At 51.9% G+C, this 15419-nt stretch carries 13 protein-coding genes; 8 read left to right on the forward strand and 5 right to left on the reverse strand.

The features are described from left to right. The first annotated feature begins 139 nt into the window (after window positions 1-139). Window positions 140-988, forward strand: a complete 849-nt coding sequence (locus PsW74_RS03755) for a hypothetical protein (RefSeq protein ID WP_063286282.1) — start codon at window positions 140-142, stop codon at window positions 986-988. Between the two features lie 40 nt (window positions 989-1028). Here PsW74_RS03755 and pap read toward each other — a convergent pair whose 3' ends face one another. Next, window positions 1029-2522 (reverse strand): polyphosphate:AMP phosphotransferase, encoded by a 1494-nt coding sequence (gene pap, locus PsW74_RS03760; protein WP_057463258.1) that lies wholly within the window; start codon window positions 2520-2522, stop codon window positions 1029-1031. Between the two features lie 324 nt (window positions 2523-2846). Between pap and PsW74_RS03765 the strand changes: the two genes are divergently transcribed. Then, window positions 2847-4850, forward strand: coding sequence for a bifunctional DedA family/phosphatase PAP2 family protein (locus tag PsW74_RS03765; protein ID WP_063286281.1), 2004 nt, complete (start codon window positions 2847-2849; stop codon window positions 4848-4850). A gap of 11 nt (window positions 4851-4861) precedes the next feature. Here the strand turns inward: PsW74_RS03765 and PsW74_RS03770 are convergent, their stop codons facing one another. Then, complete coding sequence (locus PsW74_RS03770) at window positions 4862-5179, reverse strand: metalloregulator ArsR/SmtB family transcription factor (protein ID WP_057463148.1); 318 nt, start codon at window positions 5177-5179, stop codon at window positions 4862-4864. A gap of 438 nt (window positions 5180-5617) precedes the next feature. Between PsW74_RS03770 and PsW74_RS03775 the strand changes: the two genes are divergently transcribed. The 4 genes from PsW74_RS03775 to PsW74_RS03790 all read left to right on the forward strand — a co-directional run bounded on the left by PsW74_RS03775 (window position 5618) and on the right by PsW74_RS03790 (window position 10545). Continuing rightward, window positions 5618-6988 carry a DEAD/DEAH box helicase gene (locus PsW74_RS03775; protein ID WP_063286280.1) on the forward strand — a complete coding sequence of 457 codons (1371 nt, stop codon included), beginning with the start codon at window positions 5618-5620 and terminating at the stop codon, window positions 6986-6988. A 29-nt stretch (window positions 6989-7017) separates the two neighbouring features. Next, window positions 7018-8070, forward strand: coding sequence for a hypothetical protein (locus PsW74_RS03780; protein ID WP_208987815.1), 1053 nt, complete (start codon window positions 7018-7020; stop codon window positions 8068-8070). 75 nt (window positions 8071-8145) lie between these two features. Continuing rightward, the gene (locus tag PsW74_RS03785) at window positions 8146-8646 is read left to right on the forward strand and encodes an MmcB family DNA repair protein (RefSeq protein ID WP_063286278.1); all 501 of its coding nucleotides are present in this window, start codon (window positions 8146-8148) and stop codon (window positions 8644-8646) included. 252 nt (window positions 8647-8898) lie between these two features. Beyond that, window positions 8899-10545: a GMC family oxidoreductase N-terminal domain-containing protein gene (locus PsW74_RS03790; protein ID WP_063286277.1), complete on the forward strand. Its 1647-nt coding sequence runs from the start codon at window positions 8899-8901 to the stop codon at window positions 10543-10545. 59 nt (window positions 10546-10604) lie between these two features. Here the strand turns inward: PsW74_RS03790 and coaBC are convergent, their stop codons facing one another. The 3 genes from coaBC to PsW74_RS03805 form a co-directional block, all read right to left on the reverse strand. Next, on the reverse strand, window positions 10605-11807 hold the full coding sequence (gene coaBC, locus PsW74_RS03795) for a bifunctional phosphopantothenoylcysteine decarboxylase/phosphopantothenate--cysteine ligase CoaBC (RefSeq protein ID WP_063286276.1): 1203 nt from the start codon (window positions 11805-11807) through the stop codon (window positions 10605-10607). 149 nt (window positions 11808-11956) lie between these two features. Beyond that, on the reverse strand, window positions 11957-12322 hold the full coding sequence (locus PsW74_RS03800) for a hypothetical protein (RefSeq protein WP_063286275.1): 366 nt from the start codon (window positions 12320-12322) through the stop codon (window positions 11957-11959). Window positions 12323-12481: 159 nt separating this feature from the next. After that, complete coding sequence (locus PsW74_RS03805) at window positions 12482-13714, reverse strand: penicillin-binding protein activator (protein WP_063286274.1); 1233 nt, start codon at window positions 13712-13714, stop codon at window positions 12482-12484. Window positions 13715-14071: 357 nt separating this feature from the next. On the opposite strand from PsW74_RS03805, the gene rsmI reads away from it, so the two are divergent. Together rsmI and PsW74_RS03815 are read left to right on the forward strand one after the other, a co-directional pair. After that, window positions 14072-14992 (forward strand): 16S rRNA (cytidine(1402)-2'-O)-methyltransferase, encoded by a 921-nt coding sequence (gene rsmI, locus PsW74_RS03810; RefSeq protein WP_063286273.1) that lies wholly within the window; start codon window positions 14072-14074, stop codon window positions 14990-14992. Further along, entirely contained in the window at window positions 14958-15365 is a 408-nt protein-coding gene (locus tag PsW74_RS03815) for a YraN family protein (RefSeq protein WP_153041639.1), read from the forward strand. The genes rsmI and PsW74_RS03815 overlap by 35 nt, the downstream gene beginning before the upstream one ends. The last annotated feature ends 54 nt before the right edge of the window (window positions 15366-15419 follow it).

Here is a 15419-nt window from a genome sequence, read left to right on the forward strand (position 1 = left end):
TGCCATGCGGTGCTTTTAGTGCATGTTTTTGTTGTTCCAGTGCCATTCAGAACAGCGCAACTCTCCAACTTCCTGCAATCTTGGCGTCAGGGTTACAAGGCCCAGCATAACCGATTGACCGCGTTCAGGAGGGTGGAACATGTCATCTTCAGTTGCTTTGAGCACACCGCAAATTAATCCGCACATCTCAGCGGGGGATCTTGAGAACATCAAGAGAGCCTCGGACAGAGACCATGTTGGGAATCCGGCAACACGGCTCTGGGACAAGATTGTTGACTGGTTTTGCGGGACGGACCGCGTAACAGCGAAGAAACTGACGTTTGATCTGTATTCTCCGGGTGTGACGGACCAAAGCAAGGTCAAAGCCTTTGAGCAACTGCGCGAACTGGCTGGTGCGAACTATCAGGACAATTTCAAAGTCTATGACAGTTCCCATTATCGCAGCTACAGCGTTTTGGATTTTAAGCTGGAATTTGATGTGCGCAGTCCTGACGAAGACCGCGTGGAAGCTAACCTGAAAAACGACATCATGATGGAGGGGATCAAGATCCCCGAGCAGCAGGGCATACAGTTTCAAAAGGACTTTGACCGCAGGCAGGAGCGCACTTTTACGTTCGATTCAAAACCGATTGAAGACATGAGCTTCTTTGATCAGTTCTCGCCACAGGAACGTGCCGCCATCTTTGCAGTTTGCCATCAAGGGCTGTTTCCGCAGCTCTCTGACGCGGTGATGTGTATGTCCAACAATCAGGACATGCAGTTTGATATCAGCAAGCCGGGACCAGATGATCTGCGCATTGAGGCCTACATGGAGAAGGACATCTCAATGGACTTCGATGGACCATTCTTCGAGGAACAACAGCAGCAGGTTGCTGAATATGACGGCGTTAAGAAGTCGCTGAAGATTGAAGCCGTGATCAATATCTGGCGAGGTGGCCAGGAAGTTGATCTGGTTTCTGCAGAAGTCCTGTCACAAAACGAAGTGTGACAGGAGCTGTTGCGGAGTGTTGTAGACGAAGGACGCCGAGTTAGCTCTCCTTGTCCTTCTTCTTCATCGCCTTTTCGAGAGCGTTGACGGTGGTTCTAAGTACCTGAATGCGGGCGTAGCGCTTGTCTTCGGAAGAAATGAGCGTCCATGGCGCATAGCGGGTGGAGGTGCGGTCCACCATGTCACCAGCTGCGATGGCGTATTCGTTCCACTTGAGGCGATTGCGCCAGTCTTCCTCGGTGATTTTGTAGTTCTTGTAAGCGGTTTCTTCGCGGGCTTTGAAGCGGCGCAGTTGCTCTTCTTCCGAGATCGCCAGCCAGAACTTGCAGAGGACGAAGCCGGAATCTGTCAGCTCTTTTTCGAAGGCGTTGATTTCGTTGTAGGCCCTCATCCAGTCCGCTTCGGAGCAGAAGCCTTCGACGCGCTCAACAAGAACCCGCTCGTACCAGGAGCGGTCAAAGATGGCGCTGTGGCCTTTTTTCGGCAGGCGGCGCCAGAAACGCCAGAGGTACGGGTGCAGCTTTTCTTCGACGGAAGGGGCTGCGATTGGGTGCACCTTGTAGTTTCGTGGGTCCATGGAGCGGGTGAGGCGGCGGATTGAACCGCCTTTGCCGGCTGCATCGTTGCCCTGGAAGACGGAGATTAGACCGAACTTTTTGAAACGCTTGCGGTCTGTCAGGTACGCCATCTTGTCCTGAAGCTCTTCAAGCTCTGCCTTGTAGTCTTCTTTGGAAATGGTTGCTGTCAGGTCTATCGCATCCACGGCGTTGGCCTGCGACAGGGTCGTGACCACAGCCGGAGCTGAAACCGGATTGCCGTTGCCGCTTTCCAGCTTCTTCTTCATGGATTGTGCGATGGTTTCAGCCAGCGCGAGATCGCGAACATCCGGATCCTGAGAGGGGATCACAAACCAAGGGGCATAGCCGGTGCTGGTTTGCAGGGATGCCTTTTCGCCAGCCGTCTGCGCGGCGCGATAGTGCTCTGAGCCAGACCATTCCTCAATGAAGTTACGGCCTTTCTTGCCTTTGGCTTCGATATCATGCAGGCGTTCCTGCTGCTCTGCCTTTGGAAGAGTGAACCAGAACTTGAGAAGGAGAATGTTCTCGTAGGCCAGCATTTTTTCAAAGCGGTTGATGGCCGACAGCTGGCGCTCCAGCTCTGCGTCATCAATCTTGCCCATAACCGCATCACGCAAAGGTTCCTGATACCAGGAGCCAAACACAATGGAGGTTTCGCCCCGTGCAGGCAGATCACGCCAGTAGCGCCAGTAGTTTGGCCGGGCGCTTTCAGACTCGCTGCGCTCTTCATGGTAGGCGTTGCAGAACAGATAACGGGTGTCCATCCACTCATACAAACGGGAGATCGCCGCTCCTTTACCCGAGCCGTCTACACCAGCGAGCAAAATGATCGTTGCAAAAGCTTTGTTCTCTCTCAGCTTGTGCTGAACTTCCAACAATTCCTCACGGAGTTCAGGCAGTCTTTTTTGAAGCAGCTCTTTGCTGACTGTCTGAGGAATGTTTGCAGACTGAAACATGCAAGTGACCTTCGCATCTGGGGCATGGCGTAAAATGTTATTTTTGCTCATTCGGCTTTGCAGCCAAGAATAGCCATTCTGTATTATTGCTTAAAGAGCTAAACGATGTTTTTCGTCACCAGAATTAACGTATGGGTCTGATTAGTGGGACTATTATGCTTTTTGAAGGGATTAGGGCTTGTTATTTCCCTTTCAAAGCGCCAGATGCCTGCATATAAATGTAACAGAATGCAGACCTTATTTTGGTCACCTTGGCACTATGTATACATTTCAAGCAGTCACCCAGCGATCTAAGTCATTTATGAAAGAGCTAGAGACTTTTCAGTGAACGTCGATTTCGTCACCACATTCCTCAACCACATTGTTGATTTCATTGCAGCAAACCCAGCGTTCGCTGGCCTTATCTGTTTTATCGTCGCAATGGGCGAAGCGCTCTTTCTGATTGGACTGGTGTTTCCAAGCACGGTTGTTCTTGTGGGCGCCGGAACGCTTATTGGCCTTGGCGAGCTGCCCTTTCTGAGCATCTTTTTATGGACAACCGCAGGCGCCGTAACGGGCGACGCGTTCTCCTACTGGTTTGGCTACTTTTACAAAGACAAAGTGCGCACCATCTGGCCATTAAGCCGGTATCCGGATTGGCTGCAGCGCGGTGAAGACTATTTTGCCAAACATGGCGGTAAGAGCATCTTCATTGGCCGTTTTGTGCCAGGTGTGAAGTCCGTGGTACCCGGAATTGCTGGTATGGCGGACATGAGTTTTGGCCGCTTTACGTTCTTCAACGTAACATCAGCCTTCGCTTGGGCCGCGATCCATTTGATACCCGGTGTGATGGCTGGATCTGCTCTGTTTGCTATTGGCGAGTTCAATACGCGTCTGGCGATTATTCTTGGTGGCTTGCTGCTGGTTCTCTTGATTGCCGTGGCCCTGATCCGCTGGCTGATCATGTTTATTCTGCCAATCGTTGGCGGTTCTCATCAGGCAACAGTCAATTGGTTTGCCCGCCGTCCTGATCGTTTCAGCCAATGGGTTGCACGGACGTATGACCCTGAAAACCCACGTAGTGTAGGAATGCTGGTCTCTGCGTTCTTCCTGCTCGTGACGCTGCCCGGTTTCATCTGGTTTACAGGTGCTGTGGCGCCGGGAATGCCGATGGCGCGGGCTGATCTTGCGATCAGCAACTTCTTCCAGATCGCCCGGACACCGATCATCGATAAGGTCATGGTTATGATCACCATGATGGGCGATGGTCATGTCACTGCAACTGTGACACTGGCTGTTGGGCTTTATCTGTTTGGGCGGAAGGCATGGCGCAGAGCGACAGGCTTTGTCATCGCGATTGTCAGCTCCTCTATCTTTGTGGTGATCACCAAGGCGCTGATTGGCCGCGATCGTCCGATTGAGCTGTACTCTGGAGCGGACGCATTTTCATTTCCATCCGGGCACGCGACGATCAATACGGTTCTAATCGGGGTCATTGCGGTTTTGGTGGCTCATGATCGTTCCCGGTTGAGCAAGACGATCATCTATTCTGTGGCGGCAACCTTTGCGATCCTGATCGGGTTCTCACGAGTTTATCTCGGCGCGCACTGGCTTTCAGACGTGCTGGCAGGTCTCTTATTTGGCTCCGGTACGGTCTTCTTCTTCTCATTCGTGTTTGGGCATATTCACAACGAGAAAGTTGGCAGAACTGCGCTGACGATCATTTCGCTGAGTGCACTGGCGATTGCTTCCATCTGGCACATCAGCACCAATTACAAGACAACTGCTGAGGCTTATGAGCCGCGCAGTGAATCCGTTGTGATCCAAAAATCCAGCTGGCGCTTGCAGGACTGGCGTTTGCTGCCTGCCAAGCGTGTATCCATTACGGGTGAGTTGGAAGAGCCGATAACACTGCAATGGTCCGGCACGCCGGAGCAGTTGGAAAAACAACTGACAGACCTGGGCTGGCGCAAGGCTCCGGAATGGTCTGTTCCAACGGCGACTGGATACCTGAAAGGCCAGACACCTGCTGGCGAACTGCCTCCGGTACCACACACCAATGCAGGCTTTCTGCCTGCGCTGACGATGGTTTATGAAAGCGATCAGGACCACAGACAGGTGTTTTGGCTCTGGGAAACCCGGTTCAAGCTCTCCGATGTGAGCGGAGATATTTCCAATCTGTATATCGGCGGTGCGCTGGACGAAGAAACCGTCCGTCTATTTGGTGAGTTTTCAGGTCTGAAGTCTGAAGATGAAATTCCAGTGGATCTTCACATGTTCAACCAGCTACCGAATGCAGAAGAGAAGCGCAGGTGGGATGGTAGCTCTGTGGTAATTGCGGGGCCTTAAAGCAGGCCCTGCTAGGCTTTTTCCTGAGGAGCGCAATACAGGCCGTAGAGAGTTTGCAGAACGGATTCCACTTCGGCACTGGCCAGAGAATAATAGATTGTCTGGGCGCTACGACGGGTGGACACCAGATTGCTGGCACGCATCTTGGCAAGGTGTTGTGACAGCGCGGACTGACTAAGATTAACAGCTTCGGCAAGTTCACCTACAGTACATTCGCTCTGTACCAGTCGACACAACACCATCAAGCGCTTGGGATGCGCCATGTTAGCAAGAAGCCGCGAAGCTTCCTCAGCGTTTTCTTCTAAGTCTTCAAAATTTGCATCAATCAAAGCTCGAACCCTAATCTTTAATGTTATTAGCAGCAGGCCATTTATAGGATGTGGGCCATAAAAGCAGCGTCATTATTCTTGGTCCCCATACATAAAGAAGAACATGAAACATGCAAGTAGCTGGACTGCTCTAACCAAATTTGTCGTCCTTTTCTTGTCGGGACAACCAGAATATTATGCTCTCCTGCAATAATTCTAGCATAATGTGGCGGGTCTATGTTAATAGCCCGATCAAACCGAGCCTCAGAGACTATTCCAGTAGAATTAATTGAAGCTGCCTGCTTTTGTGCTGGATTTCTCGAAGGCAAACTTCTTCAAGCTTGTTTTGTGCGCATCCTAAATCGAAAAACGGTTTCTACTTTTCCGGGACGCGCAAAAAACACATGATGAAATCAGCAGAACCGGCTTCGGACACTCTGCTCATTCGAAAGATCACTTTTGACCGACTTCGACAAACTTGGCGTTGCAAAACCATTTCAGATCGCCCTGAAATCTAAAGGTTATGACGAGCCAACACCTATTCAGGAAAACGCTATTCCATACATTCTGGATGGCAAGGACCTGCTTGGTCTTGCTCAGACCGGAACAGGTAAAACCGCAGCTTTCGCAGTGCCGCTTCTTCAGCGCTTGCTTGAGAGCCGATATCGCGCAGCGCCAAAGAGCGTGCGCAGCCTTATTCTGACGCCAACCCGCGAGCTGGCGGATCAGATTTCAAAGAACATCAAGGCCTATTCAGGCCGCACCAAAATGTACTCCAGCTGCGTTGTTGGTGGTGTGCCGTTTCCTCCGCAGTTCCGTGCTTTGCAGCGTGGCCTGGATGTGCTTGTGGCGACACCTGGTCGACTGCTCGACTTGCACCGCAAAAACGGCGTCAGCTTTGATGAGCTGGAGATTTTTGTTCTCGATGAAGCGGACCAGATGCTTGATCTCGGCTTTATCGCAGAGCTGGAAGAGATTGCTTATCTGCTGCCGGAAAAACGGCAGACACTGCTGTTCTCAGCAACTATGCCTGCAGAAATTCGTGAGTTTGCTGGTCGCTTCCTAAGTGATCCTGTTGAGGTGAGCACTGCGCCACCAGCAACAACAGTAGAAGCCGTTATCCAGAAGATCGCGCATCTGGAAGATAACGCCAAGTATCCTCTTTTGAAGACGCTTCTTGAAACGGAAGAATGCGAGCGCGCTCTTGTGTTTACGCTCACCAAAAAAGGCAGTGCGCGACTAGCTGCCCGGCTGAACGCAGACGGTGTGCCAGCAGAAGCTATTCATGGCGACATGTCTCAGGCAGAACGCCAGAAGACGCTAGACAAGTTCAAGGGCGGCAAGCTGAAAACCCTTGTTGCAACTGATGTTGCAGCCCGCGGGATTGACGTTTCAGACATTTCGCATGTGATCAACTTTGACATGCCGAATGCGACCGAGAACTACGTGCATCGTATTGGTCGTACGGCGCGTGCGGGTAAGAGCGGAAACGCGATTACGTTCTGTTTGCCTGAAGATCGCGGTATGCTGCGTGCTGTTCAAAAGCTGATCGGTAAGAAGATCCCCGAGATGGATGGATACACCTTCTTCCCATCAGATCGCGAGCCGAAAAGTGCACGCAGCAGTGCGCAATTAGCGGGCAAAAAACAGAAGCTTGGTGGGCAGCGGAAAGGCCCGGGCGGCGGTAAGTTCGCTCAAAAGCCAAAGGGCAAATCTTCTGCCAAGCCGAGTAAAAAAGCACCTCCACGCCGGTCGCCAAGCAAGTCATCTGGCACGTCGTCAGCGCCTGCTTCCGGTGGTGGCGTTTATCTCAAGCGCAAGAAGCCTTAAACCTCCGCTCAATGCAGGGGCTTACGACAGTGCCGAGTGTATCTCACGGATTGGAAGTGAAGTTCCAATCCGGTGGTCGCAGCGGTGTGTTACTGGTTGTTTTCTCTCAGGTCCGGATACCCTCTGGTAAATTCGGGCTGGAGCGCTTGTTTGCAAAGACACAGCATTCCTGTGTTTTTCTGAATGATACCCAATCACAATGGTACCTAAGTGCTCAACAGGGCATCGACCGTGCGATTGACGAAGCGATTGCGCAAGAGAACCCGGAGCGCATCATCTATTACGGCGCATCCATGGGGGCTTATGGGGCGTTGGTGACTGGCCTGCGGCGTCAGGACGGTGAGATTTATGCATTTTCACCGGAGCTGGAGCTGGGTGTGGTTGGCACGCAGAGCGCTGCATACCTGACACCTTCTGCTCATGATAAGGCAGATCTGCTGGCGCTTCTATCAGAGAGTATGAAGCATCCCGTTCATCTCTTCTTCGGGCTATTCGATTGGGTCGATACGAACGGATACCGTACCGCGCAGCGATTGCCGCATTGTGCAAACCGGTTTTATTATGGGGTTGCAGGGCCGCATGCGTTGCATGATCAGCTCTACTCTCTCAACATTATTCGCCAGCTGATCAAGACGTTTCAGCGCGATGTTGCTGAGCTGCTTAGGGCGCGAGGTCTCCTTATCACGCTAAGCCTTGCTGACTGCGCGGGTTTCGTTCGTCTGGGGCAAGCGCTCGCAGAAGGCAGAGTGATGCATCAGCCAGATGTCTCGAGAGCACTCTCTGCAAATCCGGGCTATGGGTTGCTAAAGGCCGAACATCTTGCGTTGCAAGGAAAGCCTCAAGAGGGTGCTGAACTGCTTCTGGAGTGGGATAGTACCTTGCAATGTGATGCCGTGTTGAAGACGACACCAAAGCGTTGGCGCAAAAGTTTTTTGATAGGTGCAGCTGAGTTGTATTCAAGCTGCTCTGAACACACAAACGCTCGGGAAGCCCTTGCTAACTGCGCTGCACAGTTTCCGATTGATGAACGGATGTTGCAGTTGGCAGCAAAGCTGGATTTCGTTTTGCCTGAAACTCAGTGAAGCCCTGATCTAATCTTGGATTGAAATTGTCAGTCAGCTTGATAGTATCACCAAGAACAAAGTGGGAACGATTTCATGGAATTTGTGAAGGGCTCAAATCGCGTTCAACTGGATGATCCGTTGATCGATGGTCGTCAGTCCGAACGTGCGTTGAAAATCCAGCGTGGGGTGCAACGCTATTTGCGAGTGCTGGGTCATACGAGCCTGCCAGAAATCACATTGGCCTCAGGCCGTCGGGCTGATCTGGTGGTTCTTGGCAAGAAGTCCGAGATTTGGATTATCGAGATCAAGTCATCCATTGAGGACTTCAAAGCAGACAATAAATGGCATGAGTATCGCGACTATTGCGACCGGCTGTTTTTCGCTACCAGCGCGGATGTCCCGCAAGAGATCTTTCCCGAAGAAACCGGCTTCATTCTGGCTGATGACTATATGGCAGAAATCATTCGAGAAGCTCCGGAACACAAGCTTTCTGCTGCAACCCGTAAAGCGGTGATTTTGCGATTTGCGCAGGCTGCGGCGAACAGACTGCACGATCTGACCGACCCGAACCAGAGAAACCTGCGCAGGGGATAAACTGGGGAAGAACCTCAGCAAGCTTCTGCGTTCAAATGTTATTTTCAAAGAACGCCCTCAGAGAAGTTTAGCGCATAACATACTCACCAGAATGTTCAGGTTTCCGTTTGGGGAAAGGCTCACTAACATTGAAACATAAAACAGCTTGTCCGTATTGGGGCGAGAGAAAAGTGCTTTAGACATTTTTGCTGTTTCATTTCCGAGAGAGTTGAGGGCTTTCGGGCGTGTGGTGTGTTTCTGGGGAGGGGCGCAATGGATTTTGATTATGTGATTGTTGGAGGCGGCTCAGCAGGGTGTGTGCTTGCAGCCCGACTTACAGAAGACCCTTCAATAACGGTTTGCCTGCTTGAGGCTGGAGGTGAAGGAAAGTCCGTTCTGGTACGGGCACCTCTTGGCATTGCAGCGATGGTTTCCGCAAAGCCCTTTGCCATCAACAACTGGGCTTTTAACTCGGTTCCACAAACAGAGCTGAACGACAGGACCACATTCCATCCACGCGGCAAGGCTTTGGGTGGTTCCAGCGCAATCAACGCGCAACTTTATATCCGCGGCCAAAAACAGGATTATGATGGTTGGGTGGAGCAGGGTGCTAAAGGGTGGTCCTTTGATGATGTGCTGCCCTACTTCAAAAAATCTGAATGCAATCAGCGCGGTGAAAGCGGGATGCATGGGGCCGATGGGCCTTTACACGTTTCCGGGCAACGTTCGCCTCTTCCAATATCGCACGCCTTTTTAGCTGCAGCTGAAGGCAGGCAGATTAAACGCAACAATGATTTTAACAGCGGAGATCAAGAAGGCGTTGGGCTTTATCAGGTCACGCAGTTCCATGAGGATAACAAAAAGGGCGAACGCTGTTCAGCTGCTGCTGCCTACCTTCATCCCGTTATGGATCGCCCCAACCTAACAGTGATCACGCATGCCCGTAGCACTCAGGTGTTGTTTGAAGGCAAGAAAGCCGTTGGTGTTGAATACAGTCAGAAGGGCAAACTTGCGACGGTGAAAGCTGGACGTGAGGTTATTGCCTCAGCAGGCGCTTTCCAGTCTCCGCAGTTGCTCATGCTTTCTGGCATTGGGCCAGCGGATGAGCTGGCGAAACACAACATTCCGGTCCTGCATGACCTGCCTGGTGTGGGCAAGAACCTGCAGGATCATCTGGATTACACCATCAGCTACCGCTCCAATAAAACGGATATGCTGGGGTTAGGGCTTAAGCCGGGGATTCAACTGATCAAGGAAATTATGCGCTGGCGAAAGGATGGGTCTGGCATAATCGCTTCTCCGGCAGCTGAGGGCGGAGCTTTTTTGAAGACCAGCCCGGAGCTGGACAGGCCTGACGTTCAACTACACTTCGTCATCTCTATTATTGATGACCATGGTCGGAAGCTCTATGGCGGATACGGATTTGGCTGTCACGTTTGTGTTTTGCGGCCAAAATCAACCGGGGAAGTTGGGCTCAATTCAGCAAATCCAATGGATGCACCTCGTATTGACCCGAAATATTTGACAGATCCGGAAGACATGGATGTGTTGGTGAAGGGTATCCGCATGACGCGGGACATTCTGGAAGGGCCAGAGCTCTCGGATTATCGGGAGGACATGCTCTACGAGTTTGGCCGTGATGAGCGCAGTATCAAGCAAGCAGTGCGGGAGAGGGCGGAGACGATCTATCACCCTGTTGGCACTTGCAAGATGGGCATAGATGAGATGTCGGTGGTCGGACCGGACCTGAAAGTACACGGGCTGGAAGGTCTACGTGTGATTGATGCTTCTGTGATGCCTTCGCTGATCTCAGGCAATACGAATGCGCCGACAATCATGATTGCCGAGAAGGCTTCAGACATGATCCTCGGTAAACCGCTTTTGAGCGCTGAACACGAGAGCGAGCAAGTTTCGGCCTAAGCAGCAAAAAGGCCGGTACGAACATACCGGCCTTCTAACGAGACAGTTTGGCGAACGGGTTAAGTCAGCTCTGCAATCTTTTTGACAAGCTGGCGAGCGACTTCGTCCTTACCCATTTTCGGCCAGTCTTCCACGCCGTTATGGGTCACGAGACGGACGGTGTTGTTGTCGCCGCCCATGACGTTATTCTCTGGGCTGACATCGTTTGCTACAATCAAATCAGCGCCTTTACGCTCCAGCTTTCCGCGGGCGTTGTTAATCAGGTCATTTGTTTCGGCAGCAAAACCAACCACTAGCTTTGGTCGTTTGCCCTGCAAATGTCCTACTGTCTTCAGAATATCCGGGTTTTCGACAAGGCTCAGAGGTGGCGGCAAGCCTGTTCCGTCTTTCTTGATTTTCTGGTTGCTATCGTGAGCAACCCGCCAGTCTGCTACGGCTGCAGCCATGATCGCGATGTCAGCTGGTAAGGCACATTCAACCGCGGCCAGCATGGCGCTTGCAGACTCTACGCGGATTGTCTCAACGCCTTTCGGGTCTGACAGAACTGTTGGGCCTGAGACAAGCGTCACTTGCGCTCCAGCATTAGCCGCAGCTTCTGCAATGGCATAGCCTTGTTTGCCGGAGGATCGATTGGCGATGTAACGCACTGGATCAATTGGCTCATGGGTTGGACCAGCTGTGATGACAATGCGTTTGCCCTTCAGGGGCTGTTCTTTTGGAGAAAGGAGATCTTCAATCGCGGCGACAATTTCCAGCGGCTCGGACACGCGGCCATAACCTGCTTCGCCTTTTTCCGCCATCTCGCCCGCATTGGGGCCAACAAAATTCAGGCCGTCCGCTTTCAACTGAGCCACGTTGCGTTGGGTGGCTGGGTGGCTCCACATTTTAGAGTTCATAGCAGGAGCAACGAGGACCGGTTTGTCATTGGCCAGCAATACGCAGGATGCCAGATCGTCAGCCAATCCATGTGCCATCTTTGCCATGATGTTTGCGGTGGCTGGGGCGACGACGACGAGATCCGCCTCACGCGACAAGCGGATGTGGCCGACATCGTGCTCGGCTTCTCTGTCAAACAGCTCGGTGAAGACTGTGTCGCCCGTCAACGCACCAATAGCAAGCGGTGTGATGAACTGGGAGCCACCGTTGGTCAGAATTGCCCGAACTTGCGCGCCTCGCTCTTGCAGGCGGCGGATCAGATCCAGCGATTTATAGGCTGCAATACCGCCTGTGATGATGAGGAGAATGCGCTTGTCTGAAAGCATTTTAAAACCACCTTTTGCGCAGGCTTGATCACCATCAGGCCCGCCAACTCATTTCCTGAGGTATTTCTATCCGTTTTCACTCCGGATTTCATTAGTTTCCTAAAGGCCTTTCGTCCCATTGGGTAAATCGCGGTAACAGTGCAGCGCCTTCAGATCCTGAATTTTCCGGGATGAGGCCAAATTTCTTCTTCGGGCTTATCGAATTGCATGAGTTCGATGAGGTTTCTGCCCTCCAGAATGAAGGCGACCCAAACGCCTTTGGCCGGACTTTCCGGAGACAAAATAACATTCTTACCTTGCAAAGCTTCGGTAAGGTCATCAACCACATAGGCAACATGAGGGGTTGTCTTGATTATTTCGGGGAGTGGGTTGTCATCATCAAAGTTCATCCACTCAATGGCATAGGGACCCTCAAAATAGCCTGTTGCAGTGAATTTGAGGGTTTTGTTGTGGTGCGTTTCCGGCAGTTTTTCGCTGGTTGGAATACCGACATGATGAAAGCGTAGTTCCTGCATAGCTCCTTGCCTTTAATGGCGATTTTGCCGATGCAGATTAGGCTTTTTCGATCACCACAGCCCCAAGATAACAGGTGCAATTGAAGATATCCTTCAGAGCCACACACAAAAAAGCCCCGCTCTTGCGAGCGAGGCTTTCAACATCAGAAGTTCCAGAGCCTAGAATTGGCCGGAGAAGCTGCGAGGTGCTGGAGCAATTGGTTCGGCAGTCCTCTTGCCAGAAACAGCATAAACCGCAAGTCCACGGTCATTCAGGCCATCTTGCTGGAAGCGGAAAATACCATCAATGCCGAGGAAACCATCACGGTTGGTCAACACCCGATCAGAGAAACGATCAGGCCCAGCGGAGCGGACCAGCCCAGCGGCCAGAATGGTTGCATCATAAGCCAAGGAAGCGTTGCGCGGCGGCTGGGAGCCATAGGTTTCGCGGTAACGAGTCGCAAGACGTTCAAAGCTCTGGTTATCCGGACCCGGGAACCAGCTGCCAACCATGACAGGAGACTGGAGGATATCCGGCGTGTTCCACTGACCACTGCCGATCATCTTCACTTCACCAAGGCTTGCACCCATTTCGGTCATCACCTGCATCACAAACGGAGGAACACCGCCACCTTCAGGAACGAACAGAGTGTCCACCTGCGAAATAGAGCGGCTCAGGCTGGCGACACGGGCGCGGATGTCTTCAGCATTGCCCGGGATGTAGCGCTCGATGGTGATGATACGGCCATTTGTCTGCCCAACAGCCTGACGGAATGCAGCTTCAGCCACCGCACCATAGGCATTGTTTGGCAACAGCGCAGAATAGGAGCCACGCTCTTGTTCTGCTGCGTAAGACACAATGCGGTTCACGTCAGATACTGGCAGGTAGCTGAGCAGGTACGTGCCCGGCTTTGCCGCATTGATATCAGAGGAGAATGCAACGATTGGAACACCAGAGCGACGCGCAACAGCAGAGGCACCCTGAACAGCTGGGGCAAAAACCGGACCGATAAGGAGTTCTGCGCCTTCACTGATCGCCTGCTGAGCAGCAATGCTTGCACCCTCTGAGGTTCCGCCAGTGTCTTTCACGAGCAGTTGGATGTCAGCACCCTGAAAATCCTCAAGCGCGAGCTTGGCGGAATTTTCGAAAAGAGTGGCAACAGAAGCGGCGGATTGACCTTCGCCAGAATATGGCAGCAGCAGGCCAACACGAACGGAGCCATTGCCAATCGCACGGCCCGAGACCAGTTGCGGCTGGCCGTTTGGGTTTAAATCAGGCTGAAAAGGAGTGTTCACCGATGAGAAGTTAGGTGAATTAACACAGCCAGCCAACAGGACGGAGACGCCGAGTGCAGCCCCTGTCACAAGTTTGCGGAAGCTCATTCCACGCAGTGTGGCTGATCCTAAGCTCATGGATGCCCCATCTATTCCGAAGGCCGTTCAATCAATCCCTCGTTTTGCAAGGGATGAAATCCGGCAATTTACATTTAGAACTCGTCGCGATTGCTCACGCGCCATGCTCTAATCGATTATTATGCGCACACTCTTATCCGAAAACCGGACCCCACTTCTCGGAGATATGCCTTAGTTTGGTTTATTTCTACAGATCCAACGCAGTTAATACAGCCTCAACCCAAGGAAATCCGCGATTTTTTTAAGGATTCTGTCAAAAACTCCCCGTTGTAATTAGTCATTTTGCGGTTTGTTGGTTAGATGTGCACTCTCTACTGTGCAAAACTTGCTCCATTCTGGAGCTCTCACGAGGCGACCATGGATCATTCCGAAGCTGCATCCGAGCGGAAATACTATATTGGCGAGCATTCGCTAACGGCTAAACGGATTGAACCGGGATTGCACATCGTTTCGACCCCAATCGGCAATTTGCAAGACATCACAATCCGTGCGCTGGAAACTTTGGCTGCTTGTGATCTTATTGCCTGCGAGGATACTCGTGTGACGGGTGTCTTGTTGCAGCGTTATGGCATCCGCACGCAGATGATGACCTATCATGAGCACAATGCTCACAGGCAACTGCCTAAGATTTTGGAGGCATTGGGTGCTGGACGAGCCGTTGCATTGGTTTCCGATGCTGGTACGCCGCTCATCTCTGATCCCGGCTTTCGGCTTGTTGGTGATGTGGTGGAGCACGGACACAAGGTGGTGCCAATTCCAGGTGCCTCAGCCATGTTGAGCGGTCTGGTTGGCGCCGGTTTACCCTCTGACACTATTTTGTTTGCTGGCTTTCTGCCCAATAAGACCCACGGCAGAAAGAAACGTCTTGAAGAACTGAGAGATATTCCGGCGACACTGGTGTTTTATGAGAGCCCTCACAGAGTTGGGGCTTCTCTTGTCGATATGACTGAAATTCTTGGGAAGCGTAAAGCAGCTGTTGCACGCGAGCTGACCAAGCGGTTTGAGACCTTCCAGCGTGGTACCCTTGCAGAACTGAGTGATTTCTATTCGGGGGATCGCCCTAAGGGAGAAATTGTTATTCTTGTCTCACCACCTGAAGAGCAGGAACTGACCGAGGTTGATGCAGACGAACTGTTGCTCGAGGCATTGAAAGAAATGCCAGTAAGCGCAGCAGCGAAGAAAGTCTCCAAAGCAACCGGGGTGGATCGAAAGACGATTTATGCCCGTGCTATGGAGCTGAAAAATGCAGGAACCGCAGAAGAGCCCGAGAGCGACTAAAAGCAACCTTCTTAAGAAGCAGGCTGCTTATCGAAAAGGACTACAGGCGGAGCTGAAAGCAGAGATGCTGCTTCGCCAAGCGGGCTGGCAGATTCTTGAAAGACGCTACAAAACCAAGCAGGGCGAGATCGATTTGATCGCCGAACAAGACCAGACGATCGTGTTTGTGGAGGTGAAAGCCAGGCGGGGTGTGGATGATGGCTTATATGCAATCACGCAACGCTCTCAACGAAGGATTGCAAATGCCGCTCGAGAATGGGTTTCCCATCACAACGATGTGGTTGGAAAAACCTTGCGATTTGATGCGGTTATTCTTCCCAAATATGGAGAAGCCCAGCACTTCCCTAATCTTTTTGAAGCTGAAATTTTTTAGGAAACAAATATTTTATCGCAAAAATGTAGACAAATTGCTTTCTGACCCACATAT

Origin of the sequence: Pseudovibrio sp. W74 (genome assembly GCF_001623085.1) — a bacterium.
Classification (GTDB): Bacteria; Pseudomonadota; Alphaproteobacteria; order Rhizobiales; family Stappiaceae; genus Pseudovibrio.